The organism is Bordetella sp. MIP270_01_BMS (assembly GCF_054958705.1).
In genome coordinates, this window is sequence record NZ_CM143297.1 from 2,046,429 (window position 1) to 2,063,204 (window position 16,776).

Here is a 16,776-nt window from a genome sequence, read left to right on the forward strand (position 1 = left end):
AGAGATTTTGCTTGATAATACCTGTGTTGCCCCCGGCCAATATCATTGAGACCCCAATGAAACTCCTCGACCCCATTGTTGCCTGGCATCGCGATATCGCCGAGATCCGGCGTGATATCCATGCGCATCCTGAACTGGCCTTCGAAGAATTCCGCACCGCCGACCTGGTGGCCGCCCGCCTTCAGGAATGGGGCATCGAAGTCGACCGGGGCCTGGGAGGCACGGGCGTGGTCGGCATCATTCGCGGCAATATTCCGGGCACGCGCGCCGTGGGGCTGCGCGCCGACATGGACGCATTGCCGATGCAAGAGGCCAATACGTTCGCGCACGCAAGCAACCACGCCGGGAAGATGCATGCGTGCGGCCATGATGGCCATACGGCCATGCTGCTCGCGGCGGCGCGATACCTTGCGCAACACCGCGACTTCGCGGGCACCGTGTACGCGATATTCCAACCCGCCGAAGAAGGCGGCGGCGGCGCCCGCCGCATGATCGAGGACGGCCTGTTCACGCGCTTTCCCATGGAAGCCGTGTTCGGCATGCATAATTGGCCGGGCCTGCCCGTGGGCCATTTCGGCCTGACCGCCGGGCCCATCATGGCCTCGAGCAACGAGTTCGTCATCACGATCCAGGGCAAGGGCTCGCATGCCGGCATGCCGCATCTGGGTGTCGACCCGGTCATGACCGCCGTACAGCTGGCGCAGTCATTGCAGACCATCATCACGCGCAATCGCAATCCGCTCGATGCCGCGGTGCTCAGCATCACGCAGATCCATACCGGCAGCGCCGACAACGTCGTACCGAATCAGGCCATCATGCGCGGCACGGTACGCACGTTCACGCACGAGACGCTCGACCTGATCGAACGTCGCATGGAAGAAATCGCCCGCCACACTTGCGCCGCGCTCGATTGCGAACTCAGCTTCGATTTCCGGCGCAACTACCCACCCACCATCAACCATGCGCGGGAAGCCGAATTCTGCGCCGCCGTACTGCGAGGCATCGTCGGCGCCGACCATGTGAACGATCATGTGCAGCCCACCATGGGCGCCGAAGACTTCGCCTTCATGCTGCAGGAAATACCGGGCTGCTATATCTGGATCGGCAACGGCGACGGTACGCACCGCGACGCCGGTCACGGCATGGGCCCCTGCATGCTCCACAACGGCAGTTACGATTTCAACGACGACTTGCTGCCCCTGGGCGGAACTTACTGGGTAGAGCTGGCGCTGCAGTGGCTGGCGCGCCCCGCGCCCCAGGGCTGACACGCCGCATCGGGCAGAGCGCGGCCCTGCGGCGCGACATCACGTGCTGCCGGATGCGCCTCACCCGGCAGCCTCATCGACGCGCAGCGCCAGGCATGCCTGCAGGAATCGTTCTGCGGCGCGCGCCGAGGCATGCGCATGAGGCACCAGTATGCTCAGCGTGCGGGTCAGCGGCTGCGGCAGCAGTCGAACGACCGCCAGCGTGCCGTCTTCATGGCGCATGGACATCAGCGACACGAAAGCGATGCCCAGCCCCGCCCGTACGGCCTGCTTCACGCCTTCCACTCCGGCAAGCTCCAGGCCCACGGCAGGGGCCAGCCCGGCGCTGTCGAACGCACGCTCCACCAGTTGGCGCACCCCCGATCCGGGCTCACGCATGACCAGGGTCTGGTCGGCCAGTTCCTGCAGGCTGGCCGCGCCCGCGCGCGCCAGGGGGTGATCGGCGCGGACAATTGCCACCACCTCGTCTTGGCGCCAGCCGTGTACCGCGGTATCACCCGGCAGCCCCGCTGGCACCTCGCCCTCGATGAAGGCCAGATCCAGTGCGGGCAACCGCTCGACAATCTGGCGCGTGTTTCCGTCCGAGAGGTGCAGGCTGACCGCGGGAAACCTGCGCTTGAAATCGGCCACCAGGGCCGGCAGCAGGTAGCTTGCGGGCGTCGTGCTCGCACCCAGGCGCAGCATTCCGGTTTCCAGCCCGCGCCACGCCTCGCGAGTGGCCTGCGCCTGGCTGTACACCTGGCGCAGCTGTCGGGCCTGCTCCGCCAGGCGCTCGCCCGCCGCCGTCAGGGCCACGCCATGCCCGCTGCGGCGGTACAGCGGTTCGCCGAACCAGTCCTGCAACAGGCGCAGTTGCCCCGAAACGGCCGGTTGCGACAGGTGCAATAGCGCGGCCGCGCGGCTGATATTGCCGGCATCTGCCACATAAGCGAAGGTCAACAGCTGGTCGGGAGTCATGGGCCGGTCGATATCAATATTTCCGATACTGAATATCGGGTTAAACCATTTTCTAAATAATACGCGCGGCTTTAATATTGCGTAAAGTTATTTAGATATAGCAGATCGCACATGTCTTCCTCTACCGCCCTGCCGCTTGCCACCCCATGGCGCGACAAACTCAATGGCGTGCTGTTCGTCGCGCTGATGACCGTCGCAGTCATGCAACTGAGCGATCTGCCTGTCATTCGCCAGTTGGGCTTCTCGCCGCTGGTCGTCGGTATCGTCTGTGGAATGCTTTATGGCAACTTCCTGCGCGGCACCATGCCGGCCGACTGGGCCGCGGGAGTGAACTTCACCGCCAGACGCCTGCTGCGCATTGCGGTGGCGTTCTATGGCCTGAACATCAGCATCCAGCAGATTGCCGATGTCGGCCTGCCGGGGCTGGCGGTCTCGGTGGCGGTCGTGGTCGGCACACTCGTGTTGGGCACCGTAGCGGGTCAGCGGATGCTGGGCCTCGATCGCGACACCGCCATGCTGACCGCGGCCGGCAGCGCGATCTGCGGCGCCGCAGCCGTACTGGCCTTCGAGCCGACCCTGCGCGCAGCGCCCCATAAGAGCGCCGTGGCCGTGGCCACGGTCGTGCTGTTCGGCACGCTGTCGATGTTCCTGTATCCCGTGCTGTACCACGCCGGCTGGCTGCCTTTCGACACGCAGGCATTGGGCATCTACATCGGCGGGACGGTCCACGAAGTGGCCCAGGTGGTGGGCGCGGCCAGCAACATCGACCCCGCCACCACCGAGGTCGCGACCATCGTCAAGATGACGCGCGTTGCGCTGCTGGTGCCGGTGCTGCTCATTCTGGGCCTGTGGCTGCGCAACGCGGCCGCGCGGGCGGAACCGGGCCAGGCCAAGGCGAAGCTGCCCATACCCTGGTTTGCAGTAGGCTTCCTGGCGCTGGCCATCATCAATTCGCTCGCCATCCTGCCGCCCGACGTGGTGACGGCAGCCCGGCGCCTGGACATCTTTGCCCTGACCATGGCCATGACCGCCCTGGGCATCGAAACCCGCTTCAGTCAGATCCGCAAGGCAGGCCCGCGCGTGCTGGCGCTGGGCTTCATTCTGTATGTCTGGCTGCTGGTCGGCGGCTATGGCATCGTGAAACTGGCCGTCTGACCGCCGCAACACCGCCGCATGCCGCGGCGTTTTCCTGCATAATCGGCCCGTCTCCATTCCGGTCAGGAGCGCGGGCCATGTCTACCGCCGAACAACCCTCCAGCATGCTGCCGCCCGGGCGCGACCCGGTACTGCGGGTCATGCCCATGCCGGCCGACGCCAATATCCATGGCGACGTCTTTGGCGGCTGGATCATGGCCCAGGTCGACATTGCCGGATCGGTGCCGGCGGCGCGCCGCGCGGCGGGCCGCGTGGCCACCGTGGCGGTCAACGCGTTCCAGTTCAAGCAGCCTGTTTTCGTGGGCGATCTGCTCAGCTTTTACGCCTCCATTACGAGAACGGGCCGGACTTCGGTTACCGTCTTTGTCGAGGTCTACGCCGAACGGCACCGCCTCGATGCCGAAGTCGTGAAGGTCACTGAGGCCACGCTGACTTACGTCGCTACCGACGAAGCGCGGCATAGCCGCCCCCTGCCCGCCCTTTAGCCCGTTCAACGCCTGGCCGTATCCCTATGACGCAGCAGCCTGCCGCCGCCACCAAGCCGTCGGCGACGCCTCGCCGGCTCGACCCCGAAGACGCCCAGCACGCCCTGGCCGAAGTGCAGGACAGCCTGCGGCGGCAACAAATCGTCGAGGAACTGGTACACCGTCAGGAACCGGGGGTCGGCAACGTCACGCTGGCCGAAGACCTGGTGCACCGCCAGCACGAGGCCGAACTGAAGGCGCTGGTCGATGACCTGCATCCGGCCGACATCGCCTTCATACTCGAGTCCCTGCCCAAGGATGAGCGCCAGACCGTCTGGCGCCTGGTCAGCCCTCACCACGACGCCGACGTCCTCATTGAAGTCGAAGACTGGGTCCGCGAATCGCTGATCGAGGCCATGGACCGCCAGGACCTCGTGGCGGCCACGGGCAACATGGACGCCGACGAACTGGCTGACCTGGCGCCCGACCTGCCGCCCGACGTGGTGGCCGAAGTCCAGAAAGGCCTTACCGAAGAAGAGCGTGCGCAGCTGCTTGAAGCCATGGGGTACCCCGAAGACAGCGTGGGCGCCATCATGGACTTCGAAATGGTCCGGGTGCGCGAAGACGTCACCCTGGAAGTCGTGCTGCGCTACTTGCGCCGCCTGCACGAACTGCCCGACCATACCGACCAGATCTTCGTGGTCGACCGGCAAGACAAGCTGCAGGGCGTGCTGCCTTTGTCCAAGCTCCTGGTCAGCGAGCCTGAAACTGAAGTGCGCACGGTCATGAGCACCGATTTCCTGACGCTCAACCCGCTCGACTCCGATGCCGACGCCGCCGGCGCGTTCGAACGCTACGACCTTGTGTCGGCGCCCGTCATGGACGACCAGGGCCGGCTCATCGGGCGCATGACCATCGCGGACGTGGTCGATGTCATGCGGGAAGACTCCCAGGAACAGGCCTTATCGCGCGCCGGCTTGCAAGAAGAAGACATCTTCGCACCGGTTGCCATGGCCCTGCGCAACCGCGCACCCTGGCTGCTGTTCAACCTTTGCACCGCCGCGACGGCCTCGTTCGTGGCGTCCCGCTTCGAAGATACGGTCAGCCATATCGTCATTCTGGCCTTCCTGATGTCTATCGTCGCGGGCATCGGCGGCAATTCGGGCAATCAGACCATGACGATGATCATCCGCGCCCTGGCCGTGGGCCGCATCACGGGCCGCAATCTGTGGCAGCTGGTCAAGCGTGAAATGCTGGTCACGCTGCTCGTCGGGCTGTGCGGCAGCGTCGTGGCAGCCCTGTTTGCGTGGGGCATATCCAATTCGCTGGCCATTGCGGTGGTCATGATGGCTGCCATGATATGCAACATGCTGGTCGGCGCCTCGGTCGGGGTGCTGGTGCCCATGTTGCGTGCGCGCTTCGGCAAAGATCCCGCCATCGGCTCATCGGTGCTGCTCACCTTCGCCACCGATTCGCTGGGCTTCTTCATCTTCCTGGGCCTGGCCACGATATTCCTGCTGTAGCCCGCGCCCGCGCGATCAGCCCTGCCCTGGTTCGAGCGGCAGCTCGGTGGTGCTCTTGATGACCTCCATCGAGAAGCTCGCGCTCACGTCCAGCAGGTCGACGGCCTCGATCAGACGCCGGTAGAAGCGGTCATAGGCAGGCATGTCTTCCACCACGACCTTCAGCAGATAATCCAGGTCGCCTGCCATGCGGTGGAACTCGACGACATTGGGCAGCGCCATGACAGCGCCCATCAGGTTCTGCGTCCATTTCGCGTTGTGCTGGTTGGTCTTGATAGCCACGAACACGGTCAGCCCCAGCCCGACGGCTTTCGGATCGACGAGCACGGCCGTGCGCTCGATGACGCCGTCTTCCTTCAGTTTCTGGATGCGCCGCCAGCACGGCGTGACCGACAGGTTCACCTGCTCGGCGATCTCGGCCACGGGGCGCGTCGCGTCTTTTTGCAGCAAGCTGAGTATCTTGATGTCGATCTGGTCCATGGGGTCTCCGGCGAGCGGTGGCGTCAGGTGAAACGGGCCGCGGTCAGTCCTTCCATGTCGATTGCCGGCGGCCGTCCGCCCACGATGTCGGCCACGATCTTGCCGGTTCCACAGGCTTGCGTCCAGCCATTCGACCCATGCCCGCAGTTCAGGTACAGATTCGCGTAGCGGGTCTTCCCCAAGATGGCGGGGCCATCGGGAGTCATGGGCCGCAGCCCGGCCCAGGGTTGCGCGTCATCGAGATCGATGCCTTGGGGAAACCACGCGCGCACGACTTCTTTCAAAAAAGCCACGCGCGCCGGCTCTACGGCGAGGCCATAGCCCTTCAGCTCGGCCATGCCGGCCGCCCGCACCCGGTCGCCCAGCCGAGAGATCATGATTTTGTTGTATTCGTCCATGATGGCCGCGCGCGGCGCGCGGGCCGGCTCGGTCACGCGCGCGGTAATGGAATAGCCCTTCAACGGATACACCGGCAGCTTCAGGCCCAGCGGACGCAGCAGGAACGGCGCCTGCGTGCCCAGTGCCACGACATAGGCGTCGGCCGTCAGCAGCGCAGTGTGCCGCTCGATGCGCACGCCCTGGATCTGGTCGCCCGCGCGCTCCAGGCCGCGGATCTGCACGCCATATCGGAAGCCGACCCCATGCTGTGCCAGATAGGCGGCCAGCCCCGTTGCAAACTTGTAGCTGTCGCCCGAGCCGTCCAGTGGAAGGTACAAGGCGCCCGCCATGGGCGCCTGTGCCCACTCCAGCGCGGGCTCCAGGCGGCGCACGCCGCTCTCGTCCAGCAATTGCCATGGCACTTCGAACTCGTCCAGTGCGCGCGTAATGGCGGGCACCGCCCTCATGTCGGCCTCTGACCGGAACAGCTGCAGAGTGCCGTCCCGGTGATAATCGAAATCGATGGGCAAGCCCGCGTTGGACAGTTCGCGCAGGCAGGCATCGCTGTAATGCGCCACACGCTGCATGCGCAGCTTGTTGGCACGAAAGCGGCCGGCATTACAGTTGCCCAGCCAGCGGGCGAGCCAGGCCATTTTGCGCGGCTCGGGGCTGAATGAGAAACGGATGGGCGCCTGCCGCTGCAGCGCCATTTTCAGCACCTTGCCTATCATGCCGGGGGCGGCCCACGGGCCGGCAAAGCTCGGGCAAAGGCCGCCCGCGTTGCCGAAGCTGGTCTCCAGTGCCGGCCCGGACCGCCGATCCAGCACTGTCACCTGATGGCCATCGCGCCACAGGTAATACGCCGCCGCAATTCCGGCGACCCCCGCCCCCAATACTGCCACCTTCATGTAGGCTCCCGCTGTCTAAGTCGTGCACGCTCGAGTGCGCGCATTATGCGCTGTGCACGCAGCCCTGCATAGAACTCGGCATACCGGGCAAAATTTTTCCAAAATTGCAGCGCCGCGGCATTGAATTGGCAAAACGATTCTCCGGGGCGGCCTATAGCATTGAGCGTTGTATGTTCTGCAATGCACCATGACGATCGCCCACACCCCCTCGACTTGCCTGGATTCTCTGTGCGCCAGCGTCCGCGCGGCACAGCAGCAGGCCCAACGGCAGATGCTGGCCGAGATCGCCAGCAGTTCGGCCGACCCGCAGGCCATGCTCGCGCACTTGCCCGAGCCCCTGCGCGCCGGCAAGCCGGACACGTATCTTCGACACGTCGCGTATAGCGACCCGCATGGCAGCTTTACGGTGTTTTATCTGGTCTGGCGGCCCGGGCAGGCGTCACCGGTGCACGGCCACAAAACCTGGTGCACCTATCGCGTGCTGCAGGGCAAACTATCCGAAACGCACTTTCAGTGGGACGCCAACGCGGGCGTCGCACGGCCGGTAGGCCATGCGCTGCGACGGCCGGGTGCGGTCGTCACCGCAATTGCGGGCCTGGATCAGGTGCATCAACTGGGCAACCAAGGCAGCGACATCGCGATTTCGCTGCACATCTATGGTGTGGCGCAAGCCGACGCGCAGACGGGCATCAACCATCTGGTGCCTGCCGCCTGACGCCCCTTACAGCCCCGTGTCGAGCGCGTAGCGCGTGCCGTCTTGGTTCTCGAGGATCAGGTCGGCCAGAGCCGGTTGCGCCGCGCCGGGGTCGTGCAACACGTGCAGCTGCAAGTTGGCCAGCGGCACGATCCATCCCTCGGCTGCCGGCTCGGCGGCGACATCGACCACGGCTGCCAGTTGCTGCGCCACCGCGCGCGGGTCCGCGGCGCGCACATCGAGGCGGTGAATGCGACGTACCCCATTGGCATGAGCCATCAGCGCGGGATTCCAGACGCATTCGGGCGTCAGATGCCGGCAGAAATACATGCGTATGCCCGGCAAGGGTTGCTGCGCGAAGCGCACCGTGTCAAAGCGCGCCTGGATCTCGCGCCCGTCGACGTACGCCGGCCGCGTGAGTTCCTGCACGGGGTTCACGGCAAAACCGGCATCGCTCAGGCGCTGATACGTGGCTTCGGCATCATGCGTGCGAAATACCAGCGCTTCCAGGCCGAAGGGCGAATCGGCAATTTCCTTGCGGGCCGGCGGTGAGCCCGCGGGCCACCCGAGAAGCTCGACATAAGTCGTGTCGAGCACGATCAGGCGATTGCACGAGCCCAGGTTGTGCACCGCCTTGTCGCTGAGCAGGAAACCCTGGCGCTGGTAATGCGGCGACAGTTCGTCGAGGCGATCGCGCACCATGACCACGGCATGGTCGAACTCGGTGCGCGCATCTAGGGGCTGCAAGTTCATCGTTCAAGCCAGCTTGCCGTGGCACTGCTTGTACTTCTTGCCGCTACCGCATGGGCAAGGATCATTACGCCCCACCTTCGGCATGACGTTGCGCACAGGCTGCTGCGCCGGCGTGGCGTCAGCATTGGCGTTGGCGTTGGCCAGGGCTTCGTCGAAGTCGGAATGGTGATACTGCACGTTCTGCACGTGCGGCTGGCTGGTCTCGGCCTCGGCCGCCTGCTCGACCTGCTCGGCCGATTGCACGCGCACCGTCAGCAGCACGCGAACCACGTCGTCGCGGATGCGGTCCAGCATGGCCGAGAACAGCTCGAAGGCTTCGCGCTTGTATTCCTGCTTGGGATTCTTCTGAGCGTAGCCACGCAGATGGATGCCCTGACGCAGGTAATCCAGCGCCGACAGGTGCTCACGCCAGTGGGTGTCGATCGCCTGCAGCATGATCGAACGTTCGAACTGCGCCCAGGGCTCCTCGCCAACCTGGGCGATCTTGCCGGTATATATCTCGCTCACCGCCTGCAATACGCGCTGCAGGATGTCCTCATCGGTGAGGTTGGGCTCTTTATCGAGCATTTCTACCAGCGGCAGGTGCACCTGCCAGTCGGAGGCGAGCGATTGCTCGAGCGCCGCGACGTCCCATTGGTCTTCGACCGATTCGGCCGGAATGAACCGGCGCACCAGTTCGGTGGCGGCAGACTCGCTGAGGGCTTCAACCGCGCTGCGGATGGAAGAGGATTCAAGCACTTCGTTGCGCTGCGAGTACAGCACCTTGCGCTGGTCGTTGGCGACGTCGTCGTACTCGAGCAGCTGCTTGCGTATATCGAAGTTGCGGCCTTCCACCTTGCGCTGGGCGGTCTCGATGGAACGCGTGACCATGCCGGCCTCGATGGGCTCGCCTTCCGGCAGCTTGAGGCGTTCCATGATGGCGCGCACGCGGTCGCCGGCGAAGATTCGCATCAGCGGGTCTTCGAGCGACAGGTAGAAACGGGACGAGCCCGGGTCGCCCTGGCGCCCGGCACGGCCGCGAAGCTGGTTGTCGATACGCCGGGACTCGTGGCGCTCGGTACCGATGATGCGCAAGCCGCCAGCCGCCTTCACTTTCTCGTTGGCCGGCTGCCATTCGGCGCGCACTTTCGCGATGCGCGCTTCTTTCTCGGCGTCGGAGAGCGACTCGTCGGCACGGATCAGGTCGATCTGTTTGTCGACACTGCCGCCCAGCACGATGTCGGTGCCCCGACCGGCCATGTTGGTCGCGATGGTGATGTGACCGGGCTTGCCAGCCTCGGCGACGATCTCGGCCTCGCGGGCATGCTGTTTCGCATTGAGCACCTCGTGCGGCAGCTTCGCCTGCGTAAGCATGTTGGCCAGCACTTCGGAGTTCTCGATGCTGGTCGTGCCCACCAGCACGGGCTGGCCACGCTCGTAGCAGTCGCGGATGTCGTTCAGGATGGCGTTGTACTTTTCCTGCGCCGTCTTGAATACCTGGTCGTTCTGATCCTTGCGGACCATGGGCTTGTTGGTGGGAATGATGACGGTTTCCAGGCTGTAGATTTCCTGGAATTCGTACGCCTCCGTGTCGGCCGTGCCGGTCATGCCGGCCAGCTTGTCGTACATGCGGAAGTAGTTCTGGAACGTAATGGAAGCCAGCGTCTGGTTCTCGTGCTGGATCTTCACGCCTTCTTTCGCCTCGACCGCCTGGTGCAGGCCGTCGGACCAGCGGCGGCCCACCATCAGGCGGCCGGTGAATTCGTCGACGATCACCACTTCGCCGTCCTGGACCACATACTGCTGGTCGCGGAAGAACAGCGTATTGGCGCGCAACGCCACCATCAGGTGATGCATCAGCGCGATGTGCCGTGGGTCGTAAAGCGATTCGCCTTCGGGCAGGATGCCCAACTGGCTGAGAATGCGCTCGGCGTTTTCGTGGCCACGTTCGGACAGGAATACCTGCTGGGCTTTCTCGTCAACCCAGTAATCGCCCTCGGGCTCGGGCTCGTGCGGCTTGGGTTCGGACGCCATGCGGGTCAGCAGCGGCGGCACGGCATTCATGCGCACGTACAGTTCGGTGTGGTCTTCGGCCTGGCCCGAGATGATCAGCGGGGTGCGGGCCTCGTCGATCAGGATGGAATCGACCTCGTCGACGATCGCGTACGACAAGGCTCGCTGGCGCCGGTCTTCGACCCGGTATTCCATGTTGTCGCGCAAATAGTCGAAGCCGAATTCGTTATTGGTGCCATAGGTGATGTCTGCAGCATAGGCGGCGATTTTCTCGTCGTTGGGCTGCTGCGGCACAACCACGCCGGTGCTCATGCCCAGGAACCGGTACAACCGGCCCATCCATTCGGCATCGCGGCGCGCCAGGTAATCGTTCACCGTGACCACGTGCACGCCCTTGCCGGCGATGGCATTCAGGTAGACGGGCAGCGTGGCCATCAGCGTCTTGCCTTCGCCGGTGCGCATTTCGGCGATCTTGCCGTTGTGCAGGGCAATGCCGCCCAGCATCTGCACGTCGAAGTGGCGCATGCCGAAAACACGCTTGCCCGCCTCGCGCACCACGGCAAAAGCCTCGGGCAGCAGATCGTCGAGCGAAGCGCCTTCGGCGTGGCGAGTGCGGAATTCCTGGGTCTTGGCCGCCAGCTCCGCGTCGGAAAGCTCGGCGGTCTTGGATTCCAGCGCGTTGATCTGGGTAACCAGCTTGCGATACTGCTTAAGCAACCGATCGTTGCGGCTGCCTATGAGTTTTTTGAGCAAAGAGACCATGCGTGTCGGTGGCGGCACCGGCGGCGCCCGCTTCCCCGTGGGGCCGGACTCCGCCCGGGGCGGATTGTTATCTGGTTGAGCGGACTATTCCGCTGGGAAACAATCGAGTTTAACGCACCTGCGCGCCAGTGGAGGGGCTGGCCGCAAAAGCGTCCGGCTGACCTCAACGGGTCAGCGGTTCACCCGCGGGGGCGGCGCCGGGAGCCTGCGCCACCACGGGCGGCCGCGCGTCGGGGATTGCAGGAAAAGACGCGGGTCGAGCGGCTGGCCGGCCAGCCGCACCTCGAAGTGCAGATGCGGGCCGGTAGAGCGTCCGGTTGAGCCGACGCGGGCTATCTCCTGGCCGCGCGCGACCAGGTCACCCGGTTTGACGAGCAGCTTCGATGCATGCGCGTAACGGGTAATCAGCCCATCACCATGATCGATTTCGACGGTATTGCCATAGCCGGGCAGGTAGCCGGCCTCGAGCACCACGCCGCCCGAGGCTGCCAGAATGGGCGTGCCGGAAGGAGCGGCGAAGTCCAGCCCCTCGTGCATCGAGTACCGATGGGTCACCGGGTTGCGCCGCCAGCCGTACGAGGAGCTGAGATAGGGATAATCGGCGATGGGCGTACTGGATGGCAGTCGGGCCTGGTCTGCCGAGCGGCGTGTCAGGGCGACATCGAGCATGCGCAGGTTGTCGGTCTGCTGTGCCAGGCGTGCCCTCAACTCATCGAGCTGGCGGCCCAGCTCTTCGGCAGACTCGGGTGACGGCGGCTGGCGGTCGGTAAACAGGTCATCCATGACCTCGCCCACCTGGGCAGGCGCATTGAGTTCGGCGGCCAGTTCCGGGTCGGTATAGGCCACGCCGGCGACCTGCGCCACGCGCCTTCCCAGGCTGTCGATGCCCACCAGCTTGGCCTGCAGCTCGCCCACCTTGGCCGCGAGCATGCTGACGTTCTCGCGCAGGAAGGCAGCCTCGCGCCCGGGTTGGGTATCCTGGGCGTAAGTGGCCCAGTCCACGGAATACGCCGCCGGCGCAACTGGAGTAAGGTAGCGTTGTACCGTGGCGCCGACCAGCGCCGCCGTGGCGAGCAGAGCCGCCAGCAACAGGCCCAGCTGCAATCCGCCCAGCGCCAGCTGGCCAGACTGCCCGTCGCGGGCGTGCATAATCACGATTTTCAAGATTCGTATCCTGTTATCAGAGCCGGCATGAACAAACCTGCGCCATACCGCTCACGTTCCACCACCAGCCGGCGGGGAGGAAACACCGCCCTGGGTTGGCTGGGTCATGACGCGCGCGCCGCCGGTGTACTCGCAACGGCACGCACGCATCTGCAAATTCAGCGGGCCGTGGCCGCCGTGCTGCCGCCCGCGCTGGGCAGCATGTGCGTGGTGGCCAAGCTGGAAAGCAAGCGCCTGCAACTAGCCGTGCCCAGTGCCGCCCACGCAGCCAAGCTGCGTCAGCTCGCGCCACGCATTGCACAGGCACTCTGCGCCCAAGGCTGGAACCTTAACGAAATTGCGGTTCGTGTTCAAGCCGGAATGCGCAAGCCAGGCGCTAAAGCGCCCAAGCCTCCTAAAGAGGCAGAGCCCCTCGGCGACACCGCGCTAGGGGCTTTCGAACAATTACAAGCGTCATTGCGGCCCGGGCCCTTGGCAGATGCGGTGGCCAAGCTGCTGGCCCACCACAAGCCCCGCTAGCACGCGCTCAGGCGAGCTTCCATTCGTGGCGGAAGGCCTGCGGCGCCGCGGCCTGCGATTCGTAGGTGACCAGTTCCCAGGCGTCGCGCTGGGCCAGCAAGGCCCGCGCCAGCTGGTTGTTCAGCCCATGGCCGGACTTGCAGGCCACGTACCGGGCCACCAAGGGCTTGCCCAACAGGTATAGATCGCCGATGGCGTCGAGGATCTTGTGCTTAACGAATTCATCGTCGTAGCGAAGGCCGTCGCTGTTGAGCACGCGGTATTCGTCCATGACGATGGCGTTGTCGAGGCTGCCGCCGCGCGCCAGTCCCATGGACCGCAAGGCTTCGACTTCGTTCACGAAGCCGAAGGTACGTGCGCGCGCAATCTCGCGCACATAAGAATGGGTGGCGAAGTCGATCTCGGCGAAATTCGCCGTGGAATCGATGGCCGGATGGCGGAAGTCGATGGAAAACGCCAGCGCAAAGCCATCATGGGGTTCCAGGCGCGCCCATTTCAGGTTGCGGCCTTCGCCCTCGCGGATCTCGATCGGCTTGAGTACCTTGATGAACTGCTTCGGCGCGTTCTGTTCGACGATGCCCGCCGAGCGCAGCAAATAGACGAAGGTGGCAGCGCTGCCATCCATGATGGGCACTTCTTCGGCCGTGAGGTCGACGTGCAGGTTGTCGATGCCCAGCCCCGCCAATGCGGACATGAGATGTTCAACCGTTGATACGCGTACGTCGCCCTGCTGCAGGACGGAAGCCATACGCGTGTCGCCCACGCCCAGCGCCTGGGCCGGCAGGTCGACCACCTGGGGCAGATCGACGCGATGGAAAACGATGCCCGTGTTGGCTTCCGCAGGACGCAGAGTGAGCTCGACCCGGCGGCCCGAGTGGACGCCTACGCCGGTGGTGCGTACGAGATTCTGGATGCTGCGCTGTCGGAACATGGGGTCTTTACTGGAAGCCTGGGCCAATAAAATCAATGAAATCACCGGCCTGAACGCCTATTGTAACCTCGCGCGGGGCGCGGATGCCATGAGCGTGTCATATTTGCCGATGAATGCGTCCCCTATTCAGGGCGGCACCGGGGTGCCGCCCTGTTGCCGGCCCGTCTGGGGAAGACGGGCCGGCGCCGAGGGAGTCGGACCAGTTGCCCGGCCCGGTATGGCAGGATCAGTCGGCCTGCTTGCGCAGGAAGGCCGGGATGTCGAAGTGATCCATGCCCGAGCTTTCCAGCGCGCGCACCTGGGCAGACGCCTGCGTGCGCGGGTTGCGCATCACCGACGGCATGTCCAGGTTGCGGTAGTCGCCTTGCTGACCCATCATCGCGCCGATCGGCATATTGTCGGTGCCGGTGCGCAGCGCCTCGGCGGCGTTCTGCACCAGTTGCGGACGCGCGGCGACATTGCGGCCCAGGCCGGTCGCCACCACGGTAACGCGCAGGCTGTCGCCCATGGCTTCGTCGTAGGCCGTACCGAAAATCACCGTGGCGTCTTCCGAAGCATAGCTGCGGATGGTTTCCATGATTTCGCGCGTTTCGCGCATCTTCAGGGTGCGGCTTGCGGTGATGTTGACCAGTACGCCGCGCGCGCCGTTCAGGTCCACGCCCTCGAGCAGCGGGCAGGCGATGGCCTGCTCGGCGGCCACACGGGCACGGTCGGCGCCGCTGGCGGTGGCCGTACCCATCATGGCCTGCCCTTGTTCGCCCATGATCGTCTTGACGTCTTCGAAGTCGACGTTGACGTTGCCCTCGACATTGATGATCTCTGCAATGCCTGCGCAGGCATTGTGGAGAATGTCGTCGGCGGAGCGGAAGCAGTCTTCCTGCGTCGCGTCCTCGTCCATCAGCTCATACAGGTTCTCGTTCAGCACCACGATCAGCGAATGGACGTGCTTGGCCAGTTCGTTGATGCCCTCTTCAGCCATCTTCAGGCGCTTGTTGCCTTCGAAGGAGAAGGGTTTGGTGACTACGCCCACCGTCAGGATGCCCAGTTCCTTGGCCACTTCGGCCACGACCGGGCCGGCGCCCGTTCCGGTGCCGCCGCCCATGCCGGCGGTGATGAAGACCATATGCGCGCCATTCAGCGCCTGCCGGATCTCTTCGCGGGCGGTTTCTGCCGATGCGCGACCCTGCTCGGGCTTGGCGCCGGCACCCAGGCCGGTGCGGCCCAGGCGAATCTGCACCGGTGCATTGGTGGCCGCGAGCGCCTGCGCGTCGGTATTGGCGCAGATGAAATCCACGCCGTTGACGCCGCTGCGGATCATGTGGGCGACGGCGTTGCCGCCGGCGCCGCCAACACCCACGACCTTGATTACGGTCCCTTTGGTGTTGTTCTCAAGCATCTCAAAGTTCATCATGATGACTCCCTCACAAGTCTGGATTTGCAAATCACAAAAAAAATTCCCCAACAACCTATGCTTTTGTGAATCGCCTCAAAGCCGAAGCCGGCCGCATGGTCCGCAACGGGTTTGAAACGTCTCCCCATTCGGCCCGTGCCACCCGCATGGGTGATACAGGCCAGGAGCAGGCCCTGTCTGCCCCTTAAATCAATTCATGAACCACTCCTTCATACGCGCGAGCAGCGACTTGAAACTACCGGTCTGCGCAGCAACCTTGCGGCCGCGCACGCGTTGCATGCGCGCTTCCTGCAGCAAGCCCATGACCGTCGAGAATCGCGGATTGCGCATCACGTCGGACAGGCTGCCCTCGTATTCCGGCAAGGCCACGCGCACCGGTTTCAGAAACACGTCTTCCGCCAGCTCGATCATGCCGGGCAGCTGTGACGTCCCGCCCGTCAGGACCACACCGGAAGCCAGCAGGTCTTCGTAGCCCGAATCGCGCACTACCTGCTGCACAAGCGAAAACAGCTCTTCCACGCGCGGCTCGATGACCGCTCCCAGCGCCTGGCGCTTTACCTGGCGCGGGCCACGGTCGCCGAGTCCGGGCACTTCCACGGTTTCGTCGGGACGCGCCAGAACCTGCTTGGCCACGCCATAGCGCAGCTTGATTTCTTCGGCATCGGGCGTGGGGGTGCGCAGCATGGCCGCGATGTCGTTGGTGATCTGGTCGCCCGCGATGGGCAGCACCGCGGTGTGCCGGATGGCGCCGCCCGTGAAGATCGCCACATCGGTCGTGCCGCCGCCAATGTCCACCAGCACCACGCCGAGTTCCTTCTCGTCGGCCGTCAGGCAGGACAGGCTGGAAGCCAGCGGCTGCAGGATCAGGTCCTGGACCTCGAGCCCGCAGCGACGCACGCACTTGACGATGTTCTGCGCGGCGCTGACCGCCCCCGTCACGATGTGCACGCGAACTTCCAGGCGCAGCCCGCTCATGCCGATGGGCTCGCGAATGTCTTCCTGGCCGTCGACGATGAACTCCTGCGTCAGCACATGCAGCACTTGCTGGTCGGTCGGGATGTTCACCGCCTTGGCCGTTTCGATCACGCGCGCCACGTCGGTAGCCGTCACCTCTTTGTCTTTCACGGCCACCATGCCGCTGGAGTTGAAGCTGCGGATATGGCTGCCCGCAATACCGGTGTACACATCGCGGATCTTGCAATCGGCCATGAGCTCCGCTTCTTCCAGCGCGCGCTGGATCGAGTTGACCGTGGTCTCGATATTGACGACCACGCCCTTGCGCATTCCGCGCGACTCGTGCTGCCCCAGGCCGAGCACTTCGAAGCGGCCCTCCGGCAGGATTTCGGCGACCACGGCAACCACTTTGCTGGTGCCGATATCCAGGGCGACGATGAGGTCCTTGATGTCACGGGTCATGGCG

Annotated in this window: 14 protein-coding genes and 1 pseudogene; 6 read left to right on the forward strand and 9 right to left on the reverse strand. The window is 64.7% G+C overall.

Annotation, left to right across the window (positions count from 1 at the left end):
• The first annotated feature begins 56 nt into the window (after positions 1-56).
• On the forward strand, positions 57-1,265 hold the full coding sequence (locus ACV17W_RS09575) for a M20 aminoacylase family protein (RefSeq protein ID WP_462596188.1): 1,209 nt from the start codon (positions 57-59) through the stop codon (positions 1,263-1,265).
• Positions 1,266-1,325: 60 nt separating this feature from the next.
• Here the strand turns inward: ACV17W_RS09575 and ACV17W_RS09580 are convergent, their stop codons facing one another.
• Positions 1,326-2,222 (reverse strand): LysR family transcriptional regulator, encoded by an 897-nt coding sequence (locus tag ACV17W_RS09580; protein ID WP_462596189.1) that lies wholly within the window; start codon positions 2,220-2,222, stop codon positions 1,326-1,328.
• A gap of 111 nt (positions 2,223-2,333) precedes the next feature.
• Between ACV17W_RS09580 and ACV17W_RS09585 the strand changes: the two genes are divergently transcribed.
• From ACV17W_RS09585 to mgtE, 3 genes are all read left to right on the forward strand, one after another.
• Entirely contained in the window at positions 2,334-3,377 is a 1,044-nt protein-coding gene (locus tag ACV17W_RS09585; protein ID WP_462596190.1) for a YeiH family protein, read from the forward strand.
• A gap of 77 nt (positions 3,378-3,454) precedes the next feature.
• Entirely contained in the window at positions 3,455-3,862 is a 408-nt protein-coding gene (locus ACV17W_RS09590; protein ID WP_462596191.1) for an acyl-CoA thioesterase, read from the forward strand.
• A gap of 26 nt (positions 3,863-3,888) precedes the next feature.
• Positions 3,889-5,364, forward strand: coding sequence for a magnesium transporter (mgtE, locus tag ACV17W_RS09595; protein ID WP_462596192.1), 1,476 nt, complete (start codon positions 3,889-3,891; stop codon positions 5,362-5,364).
• Between the two features lie 15 nt (positions 5,365-5,379).
• On the opposite strand, the gene ACV17W_RS09600 is transcribed toward mgtE, so the two are convergent.
• Both ACV17W_RS09600 and ACV17W_RS09605 read right to left on the reverse strand, forming a co-directional pair.
• On the reverse strand, positions 5,380-5,844 hold the full coding sequence (locus tag ACV17W_RS09600) for an Lrp/AsnC family transcriptional regulator (RefSeq protein ID WP_462596193.1): 465 nt from the start codon (positions 5,842-5,844) through the stop codon (positions 5,380-5,382).
• Between the two features lie 23 nt (positions 5,845-5,867).
• Entirely contained in the window at positions 5,868-7,130 is a 1,263-nt protein-coding gene (locus tag ACV17W_RS09605) for a D-amino acid dehydrogenase (protein WP_462596194.1), read from the reverse strand.
• A gap of 187 nt (positions 7,131-7,317) precedes the next feature.
• Here ACV17W_RS09605 and ACV17W_RS09610 point away from each other — a divergent pair, with 187 nt between their 5' ends.
• Positions 7,318-7,845: a cysteine dioxygenase family protein gene (locus ACV17W_RS09610; RefSeq protein WP_462596195.1), complete on the forward strand. Its 528-nt coding sequence runs from the start codon at positions 7,318-7,320 to the stop codon at positions 7,843-7,845.
• Between the two features lie 6 nt (positions 7,846-7,851).
• Here ACV17W_RS09610 and ACV17W_RS09615 read toward each other — a convergent pair whose 3' ends face one another.
• The 3 genes and pseudogenes from ACV17W_RS09615 to ACV17W_RS09625 all read right to left on the reverse strand — a co-directional run bounded on the left by ACV17W_RS09615 (position 7,852) and on the right by ACV17W_RS09625 (position 12,480).
• On the reverse strand, positions 7,852-8,577 hold the full coding sequence (locus ACV17W_RS09615) for a VOC family protein (protein WP_462596196.1): 726 nt from the start codon (positions 8,575-8,577) through the stop codon (positions 7,852-7,854).
• A 3-nt stretch (positions 8,578-8,580) separates the two neighbouring features.
• Positions 8,581-11,331, reverse strand: coding sequence for a preprotein translocase subunit SecA (gene secA, locus ACV17W_RS09620; protein WP_462596197.1), 2,751 nt, complete (start codon positions 11,329-11,331; stop codon positions 8,581-8,583).
• A gap of 163 nt (positions 11,332-11,494) precedes the next feature.
• Positions 11,495-12,480: pseudogene (locus ACV17W_RS09625) on the reverse strand (M23 family metallopeptidase).
• A 42-nt stretch (positions 12,481-12,522) separates the two neighbouring features.
• On the opposite strand from ACV17W_RS09625, the gene ACV17W_RS09630 reads away from it, so the two are divergent.
• Positions 12,523-13,014 carry a DciA family protein gene (locus tag ACV17W_RS09630; protein ID WP_462596198.1) on the forward strand — a complete coding sequence of 164 codons (492 nt, stop codon included), beginning with the start codon at positions 12,523-12,525 and terminating at the stop codon, positions 13,012-13,014.
• A gap of 7 nt (positions 13,015-13,021) precedes the next feature.
• Here ACV17W_RS09630 and lpxC read toward each other — a convergent pair whose 3' ends face one another.
• From lpxC to ftsA, 3 genes are all read right to left on the reverse strand, one after another.
• A complete protein-coding gene (gene lpxC / locus ACV17W_RS09635; protein ID WP_462596199.1) occupies positions 13,022-13,945 on the reverse strand; it encodes a UDP-3-O-acyl-N-acetylglucosamine deacetylase in 924 nt (307 codons plus the stop codon).
• Between the two features lie 226 nt (positions 13,946-14,171).
• Complete coding sequence (ftsZ, locus tag ACV17W_RS09640; RefSeq protein WP_462596200.1) at positions 14,172-15,356, reverse strand: cell division protein FtsZ; 1,185 nt, start codon at positions 15,354-15,356, stop codon at positions 14,172-14,174.
• Between the two features lie 189 nt (positions 15,357-15,545).
• On the reverse strand, positions 15,546-16,772 hold the full coding sequence (ftsA, locus tag ACV17W_RS09645; RefSeq protein WP_462596201.1) for a cell division protein FtsA: 1,227 nt from the start codon (positions 16,770-16,772) through the stop codon (positions 15,546-15,548).
• Positions 16,773-16,776: the final 4 nt, after the last annotated feature.